Origin of the sequence: Cytobacillus firmus NBRC 15306 (genome assembly GCF_001591465.1) — a bacterium.
Classification (GTDB): domain Bacteria; phylum Bacillota; class Bacilli; order Bacillales; family Cytobacillaceae; genus Cytobacillus; species Cytobacillus firmus.
Genome location: NZ_BCUY01000009.1, coordinates 1 through 14,443, shown reverse-complemented (window position 1 = coordinate 14,443; position 14,443 = coordinate 1). Strand labels below are relative to the sequence as shown.

18 protein-coding genes are annotated in these 14,443 nt (G+C 40.6%); 8 read left to right on the top strand and 10 right to left on the bottom strand.

What is annotated here, in order from left to right:
- Positions 1 to 183: 183 nt before the first annotated feature.
- From BFI01S_RS04370 to BFI01S_RS04360, 3 genes are all read right to left on the bottom strand, one after another.
- Positions 184 to 903: a YwiC-like family protein gene (locus BFI01S_RS04370; RefSeq protein WP_061791517.1), complete on the bottom strand. Its 720-nt coding sequence runs from the start codon at positions 901 to 903 to the stop codon at positions 184 to 186.
- Between the two features lie 153 nt (positions 904 to 1,056).
- Positions 1,057 to 1,599 carry a molybdopterin-guanine dinucleotide biosynthesis protein B gene (gene mobB / locus BFI01S_RS04365; protein WP_061791516.1) on the bottom strand — a complete coding sequence of 181 codons (543 nt, stop codon included), beginning with the start codon at positions 1,597 to 1,599 and terminating at the stop codon, positions 1,057 to 1,059.
- A complete protein-coding gene (locus tag BFI01S_RS04360; RefSeq protein ID WP_061791515.1) occupies positions 1,587 to 2,852 on the bottom strand; it encodes a molybdopterin molybdotransferase MoeA in 1,266 nt (421 codons plus the stop codon). Before BFI01S_RS04360 ends, mobB begins: the two co-directional genes overlap by 13 nt.
- A 227-nt stretch (positions 2,853 to 3,079) precedes the next feature.
- On the opposite strand from BFI01S_RS04360, the gene ric reads away from it, so the two are divergent.
- A complete protein-coding gene (ric, locus tag BFI01S_RS04355) occupies positions 3,080 to 3,772 on the top strand; it encodes an iron-sulfur cluster repair di-iron protein (protein ID WP_061791514.1) in 693 nt (230 codons plus the stop codon).
- 113 nt (positions 3,773 to 3,885) lie between these two features.
- Here the strand turns inward: ric and moaA are convergent, their stop codons facing one another.
- On the bottom strand, positions 3,886 to 4,902 hold the full coding sequence (gene moaA, locus BFI01S_RS04350; protein ID WP_061791513.1) for a GTP 3',8-cyclase MoaA: 1,017 nt from the start codon (positions 4,900 to 4,902) through the stop codon (positions 3,886 to 3,888).
- A 285-nt stretch (positions 4,903 to 5,187) separates the two neighbouring features.
- Between moaA and BFI01S_RS04345 the strand changes: the two genes are divergently transcribed.
- Positions 5,188 to 5,889 carry a Crp/Fnr family transcriptional regulator gene (locus BFI01S_RS04345; RefSeq protein WP_061791512.1) on the top strand — a complete coding sequence of 234 codons (702 nt, stop codon included), beginning with the start codon at positions 5,188 to 5,190 and terminating at the stop codon, positions 5,887 to 5,889.
- Between the two features lie 32 nt (positions 5,890 to 5,921).
- On the opposite strand, the gene BFI01S_RS04340 is transcribed toward BFI01S_RS04345, so the two are convergent.
- The 3 genes from BFI01S_RS04340 to BFI01S_RS04330 all read right to left on the bottom strand — a co-directional run bounded on the left by BFI01S_RS04340 (position 5,922) and on the right by BFI01S_RS04330 (position 8,367).
- Positions 5,922 to 7,049: a TIGR04053 family radical SAM/SPASM domain-containing protein gene (locus BFI01S_RS04340; RefSeq protein WP_061791511.1), complete on the bottom strand. Its 1,128-nt coding sequence runs from the start codon at positions 7,047 to 7,049 to the stop codon at positions 5,922 to 5,924.
- Between the two features lie 170 nt (positions 7,050 to 7,219).
- A complete protein-coding gene (locus BFI01S_RS04335) occupies positions 7,220 to 7,528 on the bottom strand; it encodes a metal-sulfur cluster assembly factor (protein WP_061791510.1) in 309 nt (102 codons plus the stop codon).
- 71 nt (positions 7,529 to 7,599) lie between these two features.
- A complete protein-coding gene (locus BFI01S_RS04330) occupies positions 7,600 to 8,367 on the bottom strand; it encodes an alpha/beta fold hydrolase (protein ID WP_061791509.1) in 768 nt (255 codons plus the stop codon).
- A 281-nt stretch (positions 8,368 to 8,648) separates the two neighbouring features.
- Between BFI01S_RS04330 and BFI01S_RS04325 the strand changes: the two genes are divergently transcribed.
- From BFI01S_RS04325 to BFI01S_RS04320, 3 genes are all read left to right on the top strand, one after another.
- Complete coding sequence (locus BFI01S_RS04325) at positions 8,649 to 9,467, top strand: Cof-type HAD-IIB family hydrolase (protein ID WP_061791508.1); 819 nt, start codon at positions 8,649 to 8,651, stop codon at positions 9,465 to 9,467.
- Between the two features lie 123 nt (positions 9,468 to 9,590).
- A complete protein-coding gene (locus tag BFI01S_RS23270; RefSeq protein WP_169799723.1) occupies positions 9,591 to 9,743 on the top strand; it encodes a hypothetical protein in 153 nt (50 codons plus the stop codon).
- Between the two features lie 2 nt (positions 9,744 to 9,745).
- Positions 9,746 to 9,931 (top strand): DUF3813 domain-containing protein, encoded by a 186-nt coding sequence (locus BFI01S_RS04320; RefSeq protein ID WP_048011909.1) that lies wholly within the window; start codon positions 9,746 to 9,748, stop codon positions 9,929 to 9,931.
- Positions 9,932 to 9,966: 35 nt separating this feature from the next.
- Here BFI01S_RS04320 and BFI01S_RS04315 read toward each other — a convergent pair whose 3' ends face one another.
- Together BFI01S_RS04315 and BFI01S_RS04310 are read right to left on the bottom strand one after the other, a co-directional pair.
- The gene (locus BFI01S_RS04315; protein WP_061791507.1) at positions 9,967 to 10,716 is read right to left on the bottom strand and encodes a BsuPI-related putative proteinase inhibitor; all 750 of its coding nucleotides are present in this window, start codon (positions 10,714 to 10,716) and stop codon (positions 9,967 to 9,969) included.
- Between the two features lie 19 nt (positions 10,717 to 10,735).
- Positions 10,736 to 11,566: a YitT family protein gene (locus tag BFI01S_RS04310; RefSeq protein WP_061791506.1), complete on the bottom strand. Its 831-nt coding sequence runs from the start codon at positions 11,564 to 11,566 to the stop codon at positions 10,736 to 10,738.
- Between the two features lie 125 nt (positions 11,567 to 11,691).
- Between BFI01S_RS04310 and BFI01S_RS04305 the strand changes: the two genes are divergently transcribed.
- Together BFI01S_RS04305 and BFI01S_RS22265 are read left to right on the top strand one after the other, a co-directional pair.
- Positions 11,692 to 12,546: a DegV family protein gene (locus BFI01S_RS04305; protein ID WP_061791505.1), complete on the top strand. Its 855-nt coding sequence runs from the start codon at positions 11,692 to 11,694 to the stop codon at positions 12,544 to 12,546.
- 109 nt (positions 12,547 to 12,655) lie between these two features.
- Positions 12,656 to 12,787, top strand: coding sequence for a DUF3941 domain-containing protein (locus BFI01S_RS22265; RefSeq protein ID WP_009331260.1), 132 nt, complete (start codon positions 12,656 to 12,658; stop codon positions 12,785 to 12,787).
- Between the two features lie 52 nt (positions 12,788 to 12,839).
- Here the strand turns inward: BFI01S_RS22265 and BFI01S_RS04300 are convergent, their stop codons facing one another.
- Complete coding sequence (locus BFI01S_RS04300; RefSeq protein ID WP_061791504.1) at positions 12,840 to 13,703, bottom strand: CvfB family protein; 864 nt, start codon at positions 13,701 to 13,703, stop codon at positions 12,840 to 12,842.
- Between the two features lie 157 nt (positions 13,704 to 13,860).
- Here BFI01S_RS04300 and BFI01S_RS04295 point away from each other — a divergent pair, with 157 nt between their 5' ends.
- Complete coding sequence (locus BFI01S_RS04295) at positions 13,861 to 14,352, top strand: YajQ family cyclic di-GMP-binding protein (RefSeq protein WP_061791503.1); 492 nt, start codon at positions 13,861 to 13,863, stop codon at positions 14,350 to 14,352.
- Positions 14,353 to 14,443: the final 91 nt, after the last annotated feature.

The following is a 14,443-nucleotide window of genomic DNA, read 5'->3' as shown; positions in this document are numbered from 1 at the left end:
GCTCCTTTCACACTTTGTTGTATATTTAATCATTTATATACATATTTATGAATTTATGTTTCTCTTATTATAGAAACTGGTTTGAAAAATTGCAACCTATTTTACTGAAGTTTTAAAGATTTCTAATATTTATTATCCGCTTTTCTTGATAAATTGAAAAAACCGGCCTTTTCTGGCCGGTTCTCAAGTGTGTATGGCAAGTAATAACATGAAGAAGAATATTGAAGCATTAGCAATTTCATAAACGCCAATTTTTTTTGGTGTAAATGACTTCCCGTAAAATGCAATGGACCTGAAAAGGCTGGGAAGAAACGCAGCAGATACAATCCATCCGCCCGCCAGGAGCCAAAGTATCGGTACCGCAGTATGAAAGATCCAGGAAATCCATTTAAAGGAACTATTTTTCTTTTCCCTGATCATTGATTTTACATAGAAGGTGCTTCCTGCAAAAAATAAAATAGATGCTGCAAACACTGTCCAGGCCATCGGTGAAATTCCCCCCTGCGGCAAGCAGCTGCTCGCAAGACCCGCTATTGAAAATGCACAAATGGCACTAAAGTCGTTGCCCAATGCTCTATCTCTGTTTTTGAAAGAATAGAACGCATTAATAATAAAGAAAGGAACCATAAGAAGCCCGAAAATGATAATCGATGGCCTTTCCAGTAAAGGAATTATAAGGAGTAAAATAGCCGGGACCAGATAAATGGCCGTCCATTTTGCATATAAAGCCATTCTTTTTCTTTTAAATAGCAGAAGGCCCGGATAAGTGGCCAGATATAGTAATATCCATCCTAAAAAAAACGGGATATGAGACCAAATAATATCAGATGCAGCCGCTCCGAGCCAAAATGGCAGAAACAGCATTGCCCAGGCGCCATGCTGTTTCGGCATAAATAACTTCATCTATAATACCTCCCCGCTGCTTTCTGCCTATAATATATAATCTTCCCGGTAAATATAAAGTGAAGATTATCACTGATACACACAACGCCACAAAAAGTTCAATTTTGAGAGGATATTAAAAACAGCCCAAAATAGAATTGGGCTGTTCTGCTTCTATCTTTTTTTCATTCTTTCGCTCACTAAATACTCAACAATCCAATCAGGGCCTTTGGGATCACCAATGCTGAAAAACGGCGTTTCAAAATTTGCATCGTTTGATTTTATTACTTTAGCATCCCAGCTGATCACTGCACAAACATTTGTCAATTCCTTCATAAGGTGCATTTCTTCTTCACTTCTGAGCAAGAGTGCTTTAGAATATGATGCCTTTTTATGACCTTCAATAAGCACGACGTCCGGCTGCAGCTGCAGCACAATCCTTACCTGCTCCTCCAGGCTCCAGCTTTTCTTCTCAGCATGCATAAGAAGTCTGCCTCCCCCTTCTACAAGTGAAGCGGCAGCTCCTGACTCGATATGGCTGCTGGAATCCTTCCCTTCCGGAGTTTCCGGTTTGCCGCCATGACCATGATGTTTAATGGTAATGACAGAAAGCCCCTTTTCTTTTAATCCGGAAATCAATTTATTTATCAACGTTGTTTTTCCGCTGTTTTGATAGCCGGATACCTGAAAGATAACAGCTCCCTTTACCATGGCCATTTGCTTCCTTCATGGTCCTCAAGCAATAGTACTTCAACGATGTCCCCCTTGCCATAGCCTCTCGTTCCGCCTGGCAGAATCATTAGCGAGTTCGCACCGGCAAGACTCATCACAATATTTGATTTATCCACTCCGCTTGGTGCTGCCACCAGTCGTCCTTCCAAATAATTTACAGACGTCCTGACAAATCGTGTAAATGGGTTTGCTTTTGGAAATTCTGCAACCAGTTCAGCAGTTTCTTTCCTTAAGTGCGGTTTCTCAGAGAACAGCATTTTCCGGATGATTGGTCTTGTAAAAAGCTCAAACCCGACATAGCAGGCAGAAGGATTTCCCGAAAGTCCAAACAGAAGTTTTCCCTCATGCTGGGCAACAGTCGTTACACTGCCTGGCCTCATGGCAACTTTATTGAACAGCACCTCTGCCTCAAGTTTTTCATAAATGCCCGGCAGATAATCAAAATCGCCCACAGATACACCGCCTGTAGTAATCAGCATATCCACGCTGTTCAACGCTTCTTTTACAGCATTAAAACATGTTTCAAATTCGTCAGGAAGCTTTCCATAATAAATAACTTCCCCGCCGGCCCGTTCAATTTGCGCTGTAATCATATGAGCATTGCTGTTTCTGATTTTCCCCGGTTCCAGCGGTTCATGGACTTCCAATAGTTCAGTGCCTGTTGCAAATAATCCAATAACAGGCTTTTTGGCAACAGGCACTTCTGCATAACCAAAGGTTGCGAGAATGGCCTGAATTCCGGGATTGATCTTTGTCCCCTTCTTAACTAAAGAATCTCCTTTTTTTGCATCTTCTCCTTTGAAGGAAACATTGTCTCCAGTTTTATAGGAGCGTTTTATGGACATATAATTCTTACCGTCTTCTTCGTATGCTTTTGCCAGTTCAAGCATTACAACAGCATCACATTCCTCAGGCATTTGCGCACCGGTCATGATCCTCACAGCCTGGAATGGACCAATGTTTCTAGAAGTCACATGCCCCGCCCCAATGTGGTCTACCACCTCAAATACGACGGGATTTTCCATTGAAGCTTCCTTTGTATCTGCAGAACGGACAGCAAAACCATCATATGGTGATCGATCAAAATGAGGGACATCATGTGTCGCTTTTAAATCTTCTGCCAGAAAACGGCCGCTGCTTTCATTAATGGATACGTATTCTGCACATCCGTTTAATTGATATGCCATGATTTTTTTTACTGCTTCAGCAACAGGAATGGGAGTTCTTTTTTCCAGCATGATATCAGCTCCTATGTACTTTTCTTAATGTCTTTTCTAATTTAATTATTATAAACGTACATGAAAATCCATAACATGACAATCATCACACTTTCAGTTTTCATCTGTGCAAGGTTTTACTCAAAAAACTTTATAAAAAGCCTGCAAGTGTGATGCCCGTCACCAAATTAAAAAGGAGATTCGTTTATTCTTTAGATAGTTCACAAGATAGAAGGAGGAAAAATTCAATGACTATACAAATTACAAAAGATCGTCTGGTAAAAGATATCGTAAATGAATTTCCAAAAACAAGCGATGTTTTTAAACGTCATCGCATTGATTTTTGCTGCGGCGGCAATATTCCGCTGGCGCGTGCTGTTTCAGAGCAGTCAGCAGATATGGACGTTCTGATTAACGAATTAAACGATGTAATTCAAAAGGAAAACCAAACCGATGATTTAGAGGTTTGGACAGACAGTACATCAGAAGACATTATTGAACATGTCATCAATCGATATCATCGTCCTCTTGAAGAAGAACTATCACAATTGAGCCCATATGTAACAAAGGTATCAAGAGTTCATGGAGAAAGCCATGAGGAGCTTCTTAAAGTCCATCAATTATTCTTTGAATTGAAGCACGAGCTTCTTGAACATACTTCCAAAGAGGAAGAGTCAGTTTTTCCGCTTCTTCTGAAGCTTGAAGACCCTACAGTTGAAAATCGCGAAGAAATCATCAGCTATATCCGGGAGCTTGAGAAGGAGCATGATCATGCAGGTTCAATTTTAAAGGAATTGAGGGAAATTACAGCTGATTTTACTCCTCCAGCAGATGCATGCGGTTCTTATCGTCTTGTATATAAGCGGCTTGAAGATCTGGAAAGCCAAACGTTCATGCATGTTCATCTGGAAAATAATATTCTTTTCCCTCGATATATTTAAACAATGCTTTATCTGCAGCCAATATCGGCTGCAGATTTTTTGTGCATTCAAACGGCAAAAATAAAAGCCTGCCCGCTGTGCCTATTTCTCATGACACAGCAAAGCATGCTTTTTCATCCCCCAATATAGGACATTTCAATCTTTTTCCTGTTTGCAGCGGTTTCTTCTGTCCGTTCGTCTGAGTACCTGTCTTTTCTGCCATTCCAAATCTTAATAATCCGATCGGTAATTTCTTCGTCCGTGGCGCCTTTTCTCATAAATTCCTTTAAATCGTGCCCTTCACCATTAAATAGACACGTGAAAATTTGGCCGTTTGCTGACAATCTTGAACGAGTGCAGCTTGAACAGAAAGATTCAGAAACAGATGTAATAAACCCAACATCTACATCGGTGCCTTTATAGCGGTACCGCTTGGCCACCTCTCCGAAATAATCCGGATCTACCGGCTCTAAAAAATAGTGTTCCTTTAAGAGCTCATAAATCTCTTTTTTAGTTACTACCTCATCCATTTTCCAGCCGTTTGTGCTGCCGACATCCATGTATTCAATAAAGCGGAGCTGTAAGCCGTTATCTTTACAGAACTTAGCCATCGGGACAATTTCAGAATCATTCAGGCCTTTTTTGACGACCATATTAATCTTCACGCCAAGTCCTGCTTCTTTTGCTGCTTCGATCCCTTTAAGGACTGGTTTGACACCCACATTGCGTCCGTTAATTTGTCCGAAAAGCTCATCATCCAGACTGTCAAGACTGATGTTAACCCTCAACAGTCCTGCTTCTTTTAAATCCTTCGCATGTTTGGGAAGCAATACACCATTGGTGGTCAGTCCAATATCTTTTAATCCCTCAATGTCTGAAAGCATTTTGACAAGTTTAGGCATGTCCTTTCTCATAAGGGGCTCCCCGCCTGTTAACCTGATCTTCTCCACTCCAAGACTCACGAAAATTTTAGCCAGCCGTTCAATTTCTTCATAGCTGAGAAGCTCGCTTTTTGGAAGAAAAGCAAAATCAGGACCGAAAATTTCTGCCGGCATGCAATATTGACAGCGGAAATTACAGCGGTCAATGACAGAAATACGCAGGTCTCTTAAAGGTCTATTCAATTTATCTTTAACGATTGTTTTAGCCATTCCGTTCAACTCCATTTAAAGAGTGACTTTATTAAGCTATCTATACAGATGTATATTTTAGCCTTTCCCTTAAAATAACAGAAATAACCCAGTATCTCAAATTAAGGGCTTTTACTATTAGAACATACAATCGATGCAATGTTAATAGGAAATTGTTTTTTAATAGCTGTGACTAGCCATTTCTATAGAAAATGCCACAATAAAGACACAAAAGCCGGCGATGTTTTCACTATACAAATGATATTATTGTGAGAAAAGACAGTTGTTTTATGAAGGAGGATTACCATGGCTCATACAGCCATTAAACAGACACATTCCATTGAGATTAAAGAGCTTCTTCATTTCGCTGACCGGCATATGAAAACCCAGAAAGGGGCTTATATTTTTCAGGAAGGCATGGATGCAGATGAACTGTATATCATCCTTTCCGGCAAGATACAAATCAGCAAGATAACAGCAGATGGCAGGGAACTCACCTTCAGGTTATGCGGAGAAAATGAAATCATTGGTGAGCTGACCTTATTTACCAGCGACCCAAAATATTTATTGAATGCTTTAGTTCTTGAAGCTGGTGAAGTAGCTGTGATTAAAAAAGATGTCCTGGAAAGGGAGATTTTTAAAAATAGTACTCTGGCCTATGAATTTATGAAATGGATGAGCGACCATTTCCGCAATACACAGACCAAATTCAGAGACCTCGTGCTTAATGGGAAAAAAGGTGCCCTGTATTCAACTCTTATCAGAATGACTAACAGCTATGGCGTAAAGGTGAATGGCGGCATACTAATTGATCTGCCCCTTACGAATCAGGAGCTTGGGAATTTCTGCGGCACCTCCAGAGAGAGCACCAACCGGATACTAGGTGAACTGAAGAAGGACGGCATTATTACGATCATAAATGGAAAAATTACAGTTCAAGATCTTCAATATTTAAAAAGTGAAATAGGCTGTGAAAATTGCCCTGCCGTATACTGCAGCATTGAATAGGAGCGCAGTCATGCTGCACTCCTCTATTCCTTTTATGCCTTTGCCGCATTCTTTCTAAGTGCCTTAGGAATATATACACAAAACGGCTCGCTTTCCATATAATCCCCTGTCATGGCAAATGCACGTGATCTTGATCCTCCGCAAACATACCGGAATTCACATTGACCGCATTTCCCTTTGTATTTATCAGGATTTCTGAGATCTTTAAAAATGGGCGATTCCCTGTATATTTCGGCGAGCGGCTGTTCCCTTACATTTCCTGCTTTAACAGGCAAAAGCCCGCTTGGATAAACGTCCCCAATGTGTGAAATGAAAACAAACCCGTTTCCGTCATTTACTCCTTTTGGCGCCCTGCCTAAACCATCTATAGAACCCGTCAGCCCTTGCTGTGTAAGTGCATCGAGATATTGAATATCCTCATTTTGATCTTTTGCTTCCTTCATTTTTTGCTGAATGACAACTCGGCGGTAATGCTGGGCAGCTGTTGTCTTAATATCGAAGGAAACCTTTTTGCTTAAGTTATACAGCCATGTAAATACCTTCTCATGCTCAACCGGCGAGATCATATCTTTTTCCTGCCCTCTCCCTGTTGGGACGAGGAAGAACACACTCCATAGGACACATTTGAGTTCTTCTACAACCTTGGCCATCTCCTCAAGGTAATCGATATTATAACGCGAGATAACTGTATTAATCTGGACTGGAATTTCAAGCTCGTGTAAATATTTTATCCTTTCAATCGTTAAATCAAAGGAACCGGAAGTCCCCCTAAAGTGGTCGTGAATTTCTGCATTTGGCCCATCAAGGCTGAACGCCCATCGAGCTAAGCCGACCTGTTTGGCTTTTTCAATAGCTTCTTTCGTTACATTTGGTGTAGCACTGGGCGTCATGGAAACACGAACGCCTTTTTTCACGGCATATTCAGCTATGTCGAAAACATCCTGCCTCATTAATGGATCTCCACCCGTAAAAACAAGCATAGGGTTGTTCATTTCCCTGATTTGGTCAATTAGAGCCTTCCCTTCTTCAAAGGAAAGTTCTCTCGGATCTCTCCTGTACTGCGCTTCCGCACGGCAATGCAGACATTTTAGCTGGCATGCTCTTGTTAATTCCCATATCACAATAAAAGGGTCTTTATTAAAATCTCTATCAAATCCCATTAAAAATGCCTCCTTGATGGCCTCACTCCCAGCCATTTGTCAACGCAAAGCAAACTATATTTTGTCTTTCCATTGTTATTATAGGATAATCGGCATGTGAAATAAGTGAACTACCTCACAAGGGCACAAAAAAACAGCAGGAAATACTCCTGCTGTTTTGAGCTTAAATTTTACCGTACGCCAAGTGCAATTTTTGCATAACGGGACATTTTGTCCTTGGACCAAGGCGGGTTCCAGACAATATTCACTTCAGTGTCTTTTATTTCAGGGATATCTGCCAGCGCTGACTTTACTTGTTCAACAATTGTGCCTGCCAAAGGACAGCCCATGGAAGTAAGAGTCATATCAACTATAGCTTTTCCTTCCTCTTCCATTTTCACATCGTATACTAAGCCTAAGTTTACAATGTCTATGCCCAGCTCAGGGTCTACTACAAGCTCCAGTGCACCCATAATGCTGTCTTTTAAATCCTGATCCATATCTGCAGCACTCCTTCATTATTTACTATCTTTATCTTAACAAAAATTTAAATGAAATGAAAAAATACAGGTTATAAATGTTCCTCAAACCATTTAACTGTTTCAAGCAGCCCCTCCCTGCTGACTTTATGCCCCGCCTGTTCATCTGATATAAACAGGAGGTTTTCAGGCGAGTCACTATACAGGGGCTGGATGGTCTCATAAAATTGGTATGTATAGGAATAAGGAACAACCGGGTCCTTTTTGCCATGCCAGAACATGAGCGGCCTTCCGCCAAGCTTTTCTGGCTGAAGGCTCAGATCCCGCTCCCTAAGGATTCTCAGAAGATCTGCTAGTTCTTCATTTGTGAGCGGAACCTTAATATTATTTTTCTTCAGTTCATCGAGCTGAAGCTGAGCAAACTTTTCATAATACGGCATACCCATAAGGCTAACTGCAGTTTTGACCCATTCATACTGTGTCAGGGCGCCCAAAGTGACTATTCCCCCCATGGAGGTGCCTACAAGTCCTATTCTTCCCTCATCAATCAAGTCACAATCCTCATAGACATTCCTGATTATGTTCAATTCCGCAATGGTATTCAGAACAATATCCCAAAGCTTGAAGTTTAAATCGCTGCCTGATAAGCCCTCGGATCTTTCCCCATGAAATAAGGTGTCCGGCAGCACTACCCTAAACCCCTTTTCTGCAAGGAGATAGGCATAATGCAGATTATGTTCTTTGGCACTTGTAAAACCATGAACAAAAATGATAAAAGGCAGGGGTTCCCCTTTTATTTCCTGTCTGGCAAGTTCAAGAACAGGAATTTCTCTGATAAGCTTATGTTCAATAACAACCACAATTTTTCCTCCTAAACCTGTTGTACCAAGATGAACTTTTTTACAAAATTATAATAATATTGATAACATATATGTATAAAATGATTTTGTAAAAGCTTAAGCTCTTGTCTTTATGTAAATTCTTTCTATATTTTCAGTTTAACATGTGGACTTTTCTTTTCCAAAACCTTTACACTTAAAAAGAAAAGCGGGGCATACTTCAATATAAGCAATGCGCTGCAGTCCGCTGGCTGCAATTACTTTATTATTATAAAAGTGCTGAGCGCTTAGAAGGAGATCTTATGGCAGAAAAACATTTAATTGCACTGGACCTTGATGGCACATTATTAAAAGATGACAAAACCATCTCTGCTAAAACTAAAACGATTATTCAAAAGGCACGTGAACAAGGGCATGAAGTAATGATTGCCACCGGAAGGCCATTTCGCTCGAGTGAAATTTACTATCGTGAAATGGGTTTGACTACGCCGATTGTCAATTTCAATGGTGCATACATACATCATCCTAAAGACCATAATTGGGGTGTTTACCACACACCACTGCAAATGAACGTGGCTAAGGAAATTGTCGAAGCCGTTAATAGCTATACTATTCATAATATCGTAGCAGAAGTTATTGATGATGTTTATTTGCACTACCATGATGAGAAGCTTCTCGACATCTTCGGTTTTGGCGATCCGAATATTACGACGGGAGATTTGCGCAGTTACTTAAAAGAGAATCCGACAAGCATGCTGATACATACTGATGAGGAACATGTAAAATCCATCAGGAATCATCTTTCCGAGGTCCATGCCGAAGTAATTGACCACCGCAGATGGGCTGCTCCCTGGCATGTCATTGAAATCGTGAAAACAGGACTGAATAAAGCTGTTGGCCTCAAAAAAGCAGCTGATTATTTCCAAATACCGCCCGAGCGGATCATTGCTTTTGGCGATGAAGACAATGATCTCGAAATGCTTGAATTTGCAGGCTACGGGATTGCCATGGGCAATGCGATCGACCAGGTGAAAAATATTGCCAAAGAGGTCACATTAACCAATGAGGAAGATGGAATCGGCATTTATCTAAATGACTTATTAAATCTTAAAGCTCTTTAAGCAGCTGACCAAAAAGAATTAGATTGAAACCATTAAATCCCCTTTTTAAATCCTTCCTATAGAGCATACTAAAGATGAAGCAGCCCAATTGCGGCTTCAAACTCTTTCATGGAGGGGATTCGAATGGGTAAACGTAATAAATCAAAACGCTTCGTTCAACAGGGTGCTGATACTGTTAGTAAGCATGATGAGCGTATCCCGTACCACATGACCTATGCTGAGGCGGAAGCCCAAAAACTAGATAATGTGAAAGAATCATCCCTCGGAGGAATATAGCGATGGGTAACAGATTATTTCAGGAAGCCAGAAAATATGTGGAAATAGCCAAAAATTCTGCAGGCGAAGAAACTGTTTCCCGGGCGAAAAATGCTTTAAGTTCTGCATTTGCCAACTCCACAGCGGCTGAACAGGCTCAGCTCCGGGAGATGCAGCAGGAACTTGAACAATATTCGCAGTATCGCTAAAAAGAGCTGGCGGCCTCAATGGCTGCCAGCTCTTGTTAATTGCTTTCCAGTATAACAGGATAAGAATTCATAATATCTCCGTCTTCATCTTTTTCATATAAATGCAAAACCACTGTTCTGTTTTCAGGTATGTTTTCAGAAGGAAGGCTTATCTTTATCCTAAAGCTCTTCCAATCATTTGGTGAAGCCAATATGGTCTTTTCAGACTGCAGCTCATTATGGCCGTCTTCAACTGTATACCATAGCTTTCCACTTTTTGGACGAGCTTTAAATAATATGATATATTCGCCGTTCCTGCCTGTAACCTTTGCCTGGCTAAAGGAAGGATTTTGGCCCGGGATATAAACAGATGCTTCAGATTCAGGTTTTGTCTCCAACTTTTTGCCATTTAAGTTTGATGCCAGAAGCCTGGCTTTTACTATGTACTCTCCCTCCTGAACTCTTTTCCCTTTATGCCTGTAATCCCACTGCTCTTCCCATACCTTGCTTTCATCCGGTTTGACGGCAATGGTTTGAATAGCTTGTAAAAATGCTTTTCCTTCTGAGGAGGAATATACCTTTTCGCCTTCTTGAGTGAAAATCTCCACTTCATAAAACTGAGAGGATCCAAACTCAAAGCTCAGCGGATAATTGGCCTTATTCCTCAGAAGCAAATCGATCTTTAGTGTTTCCTGTCCTGCTTGAGGCATTACATTAAAATCAAAAGGCATTTCCTTAATAGAAGCTTCAAAACTTTGCATAGGCATAGTGAGGATAATTACAGCAGCAGCCAAAAGACGAAGCATCCTTCATCCCTCCATTCATTTAATCCCTGCGGAAGAAACCATATACACCAGTGGTTTGAACAATATTTGTAAAAGCATTCGGATCCACTTCTTTAATGATTCTTTCAAGGTCAAATAACTCATAGCGGGTGATGACAATCATCATCATTTCCTTATTTTCATTTGTAAAAGCTCCCTTTGCAGGGAAAGTTGTTATTCCCCTGACAAGATGGTCATGGATCGCTCTTTTCATTTCTTCGGATTTTTTCGTGATAATCAGAGCTGTAAGTTTTTCATGTCTGGTATGAATGGCATCAATAACCCTTGTAGAAGCATAAAGGGTTACAAGGGTGTATAGTGCTTTTTCCCAGCCATACAAAAAACCGGCTGTTATAATAATAATGGCATTAAGAGTAAAAAAAAATGTACCGACAGGTTTGTCTTTCATCCTGGACAAGACCATCGCAATGATATCCATTCCTCCTGTGGAAGCCCCCCATTTAAGTGTAATCCCTACACCTACAGCTGCTATGACACCTCCAAAAACGGCATTAAGCAGAATATCCCCGGATACATGGATTACAGGTATCACTTCCAGGAAGAAAGACATCAGGAAGACGCTTAGAAAACTATAAATCGTAAACGAACGGCCAACCTTTTTCCAGGCCAATATGGTAACAGGAATGTTTAGAATGAACAGCAATATCCCTGTTGATCCGAAATCACCCAAAATACTTGATAAGAGCTGTGCCACCCCTGTAAAACCGCTTGCATATACATTAGCGGGTATAAGAAAAAAATTCATAGCGATTGCATTCAATATCGCGCCAATTAAAACAATAAATACTTTCTTAGTTTCTAGCCAAACCATTTTTTACCCCCTGAATTTTTATAATTTCTTTACCCCAATAAGGTGCATTTTCAACACAATTCATTGTGTTTTCTCCTTGATTTCTATAAACTTAATTCATATAGTTTGAAAGCAGGTGAAAGATAATGTCAGTAAAAATTCTAGCTGACAGTGCGTGTGACTTGCCGCTTAGCTTTTATAAAGAACATGGTGTCACACTTTTTCCGTTACAGGTTCAACTGAATGATGGAGAATATGAAGATTTAGTCACCATAGAACCTAAGGATGTTTATAGAGCTATACGGGAAGGCCAAATGCCTAAAACATCTCAGGTATCCCCTCTTCTTTTTGAAGACACGTTCAATAAAATGGCAGAAAACAATGAAGACGGCATTTATATTGCTTTTTCCTCCGAACTTTCGGGTACATACCAGACCGCTGTCATGATCCTGGAGCAAGTAAAAGAGAAATATCCCGATTTCCAATTAACCATAGTCGATTCCAAGGCTGCTTCATTGGGATATGGATTAATTGTGAAGGCTGCTGCAGCTGCAGCACAATCAGGCGCATCCAAGAAAGACCTCCAGAAAGTAATCGAATTTCGCTGCCGAAACCTCGAGAGCTTATTTACAGTAAATGATCTTGAATACCTCGCAAAAGGCGGCCGCGTTTCGAAAGCCTCGGCTTTTCTGGGCGGACTTTTGAATATTAAACCTCTTTTAACAGTAGAAGATGGCAAACTTGTGCCGATTGAGAAACTGCGCGGCAAGAAAAAGCTGCTTCGCCGCATTATTGAGCTGATGAAGGAAAATGGGAATTCCTTTGAGATGCAGACTGTCGGCATCAGCCATGCTGATGATGAAGACACAGCTCTTGAAATGAAAAAGCTGATACTGGACGAGCTTAATGCCGAAGAAGTCTATATTACTTCCATTGGCTCAGCAATCGGGGCTCATACAGGCCCAGGAACTATAGCGATATTCTACTTTAAGCAAATTTAAACCATAAGTGCAGGATACATACTCCATTTCATTCTGACAGACAATATGACTGTACTTCAGTTATATTTCTGAAGGCTAAACCCATCAGTATGAAAGGAGTATTTTTATTATGCCGCATACTTCCGATAATGATAAGAAAGCGAAAGACAATAATGCGCTTCTTCACGAAAAAAATATGATGCGCGAGAAAAACCGCAAAGCCGGGAAAAACCAATATTCGAAAAAGACAGATCATCTTTAATAATAAAACGGGCAAGCATTGGCTTGTCCGTTTTATTATTTTTTGAAGTTGATTAGTCTTTCTTAATATATGTCCATCCTTCTTCCTGATAAATCCTGCCTTCCTTCATAAGCCGGCCCAAAGCTCTTTTAAAAGAAGCTTTGCTTAACTGAAAACGCTCCTGGATATCTTCCGGGGCACTTTTATCGCCATATGGCATCGCACCGCTTCGGCTTTCAAGATAAGAGATGATTTTTTCCGAATCATCATCAAGAGCTTCATGCTTTCTTGGAATAAGAGAAACATTCACTGTCCCATCTTCTTTCACATCAACTATGCGGCCTTCCACTTTCTCTCCAAGACGGGGCTCTTTTTTTCGCTGGGATTCATGGATAAAGCCTTTAAAGCCCTCAGCTGTATAAATCCAGCTTCCCACCTTTGCGGTTCTATAAATATGTCCGTGAATATTTTTATTATAGTCACTTTTGGATGCTTTAATTGAGATATCGGTAATGACAGGATCAGTAGCCATTTTCACATAAATTCTGTTATTCTTATTTACCCGGAGTGTAATGTATAATCTATCTCCTTCAATCGGCCACACAGCTTCATGGACAGGAAGATCCTCCTCCCCAAGGAGCATGTCTTTCTGAATGCCAATATTGATAAATACACCGATGCCGGGCTTTACATCGCTTACATGTGCCCACCCATATGTACCAGCCTGAACCTCTGGAATGACAGTTGTTGCTGCGATTCTTCCCTGTGAGTCCATGTAAAGGAAAGCCTCAACCTCCTGCCCTTCTTCGAGCTTTTCATCCGTCTCATTCTGATGAAGAAGAACATCCTCCTCTCCATCTGTCAAAAAATAGCCAAACGCTGCTTCCCTTGAAACGATCAGCTTAACAGCACGCCCCAAATTCTCTTCTATAGCCATCTCTTTTCCTCCTTCTCAGCAGTAAACAGCAAATATTCATTATATTAAATCTTTCCCAAAAAAGATCACATAACTCCTAAAGTTGTTTGAACTGCTATATTTTACTATAATAAGGACAAGAAGTGAAACTTAAATTGTAATCGCCAAGGAGGCTGTCATGTCTAAAGAAAGCTCATTTGATATTGTATCTAAAGTTGACTTTTCTGAAGTAACCAATGCCATTAATATTGCCATGAAGGAAATTTCCACCCGCTATGACTTTAAAGGCAGCAAAAGTGATATAAAGCTGGATAAAGAGGAGCTTGTGCTTCTATCTGATGATGAATTTAAACTTGACCAGCTTAAGGATGTTTTATTAGGCAAGTTAATTAAACGGGGCATTCCTGTAAAAAATCTTGATTACAGCAAGATTGAGGGAGCATCAGGCGGAACGGTCCGCCAAAGAGCAAAGCTTGTCCAGGGTATTGATAAAGAAAATGCCAAGAAGATTAATAACCTGATTAAAAACAGCGGATTAAAGGTAAAGAGCCAGGTTCAGGATGATCAGGTACGTGTAACCGGCAAAAACCGCGATGACCTGCAGAAAATTATTGCTGCTGTTAAAGAGGCAGATTTGACAGTTGATGTTCAATTCGTTAACTACCGCTAAAAAAAGCAAACGGAAAACTCCGTTTGCTTTTTTGTTTGTTTAGTTTATCGCAGTCTAACGGGCAGTAAGACCCCACTTCAAGACTCAGAGG

Coding starts and splice junctions, on each gene's coding strand:
- BFI01S_RS04360 (WP_061791515.1), bottom strand. CDS start 2,852: ATGCTGGAAAAAAGAACTCCCATTCCTGTTGCTGAAGCAGTAAAAAAA.
- BFI01S_RS04345 (WP_061791512.1), top strand. CDS start 5,188: ATGGCTCATACAGCCATTAAACAGACACATTCCATTGAGATTAAAGAG.
- BFI01S_RS04305 (WP_061791505.1), top strand. CDS start 11,692: ATGTCAGTAAAAATTCTAGCTGACAGTGCGTGTGACTTGCCGCTTAGC.
- BFI01S_RS04310 (WP_061791506.1), bottom strand. CDS start 11,566: ATGGTTTGGCTAGAAACTAAGAAAGTATTTATTGTTTTAATTGGCGCG.
- BFI01S_RS04340 (WP_061791511.1), bottom strand. CDS start 7,049: ATGGGATTTGATAGAGATTTTAATAAAGACCCTTTTATTGTGATATGG.
- BFI01S_RS23270 (WP_169799723.1), top strand. CDS start 9,591: ATGGGTAAACGTAATAAATCAAAACGCTTCGTTCAACAGGGTGCTGAT.
- ric (WP_061791514.1), top strand. CDS start 3,080: ATGACTATACAAATTACAAAAGATCGTCTGGTAAAAGATATCGTAAAT.
- BFI01S_RS04325 (WP_061791508.1), top strand. CDS start 8,649: ATGGCAGAAAAACATTTAATTGCACTGGACCTTGATGGCACATTATTA.
- BFI01S_RS04320 (WP_048011909.1), top strand. CDS start 9,746: ATGGGTAACAGATTATTTCAGGAAGCCAGAAAATATGTGGAAATAGCC.
- BFI01S_RS04370 (WP_061791517.1), bottom strand. CDS start 903: ATGAAGTTATTTATGCCGAAACAGCATGGCGCCTGGGCAATGCTGTTT.
- BFI01S_RS22265 (WP_009331260.1), top strand. CDS start 12,656: ATGCCGCATACTTCCGATAATGATAAGAAAGCGAAAGACAATAATGCG.
- mobB (WP_061791516.1), bottom strand. CDS start 1,599: ATGGCCATGGTAAAGGGAGCTGTTATCTTTCAGGTATCCGGCTATCAA.
- BFI01S_RS04300 (WP_061791504.1), bottom strand. CDS start 13,703: ATGGCTATAGAAGAGAATTTGGGGCGTGCTGTTAAGCTGATCGTTTCA.
- moaA (WP_061791513.1), bottom strand. CDS start 4,902: ATGGCTAAAACAATCGTTAAAGATAAATTGAATAGACCTTTAAGAGAC.
- BFI01S_RS04335 (WP_061791510.1), bottom strand. CDS start 7,528: ATGGATCAGGATTTAAAAGACAGCATTATGGGTGCACTGGAGCTTGTA.
- BFI01S_RS04315 (WP_061791507.1), bottom strand. CDS start 10,716: ATGCTTCGTCTTTTGGCTGCTGCTGTAATTATCCTCACTATGCCTATG.
- BFI01S_RS04295 (WP_061791503.1), top strand. CDS start 13,861: ATGTCTAAAGAAAGCTCATTTGATATTGTATCTAAAGTTGACTTTTCT.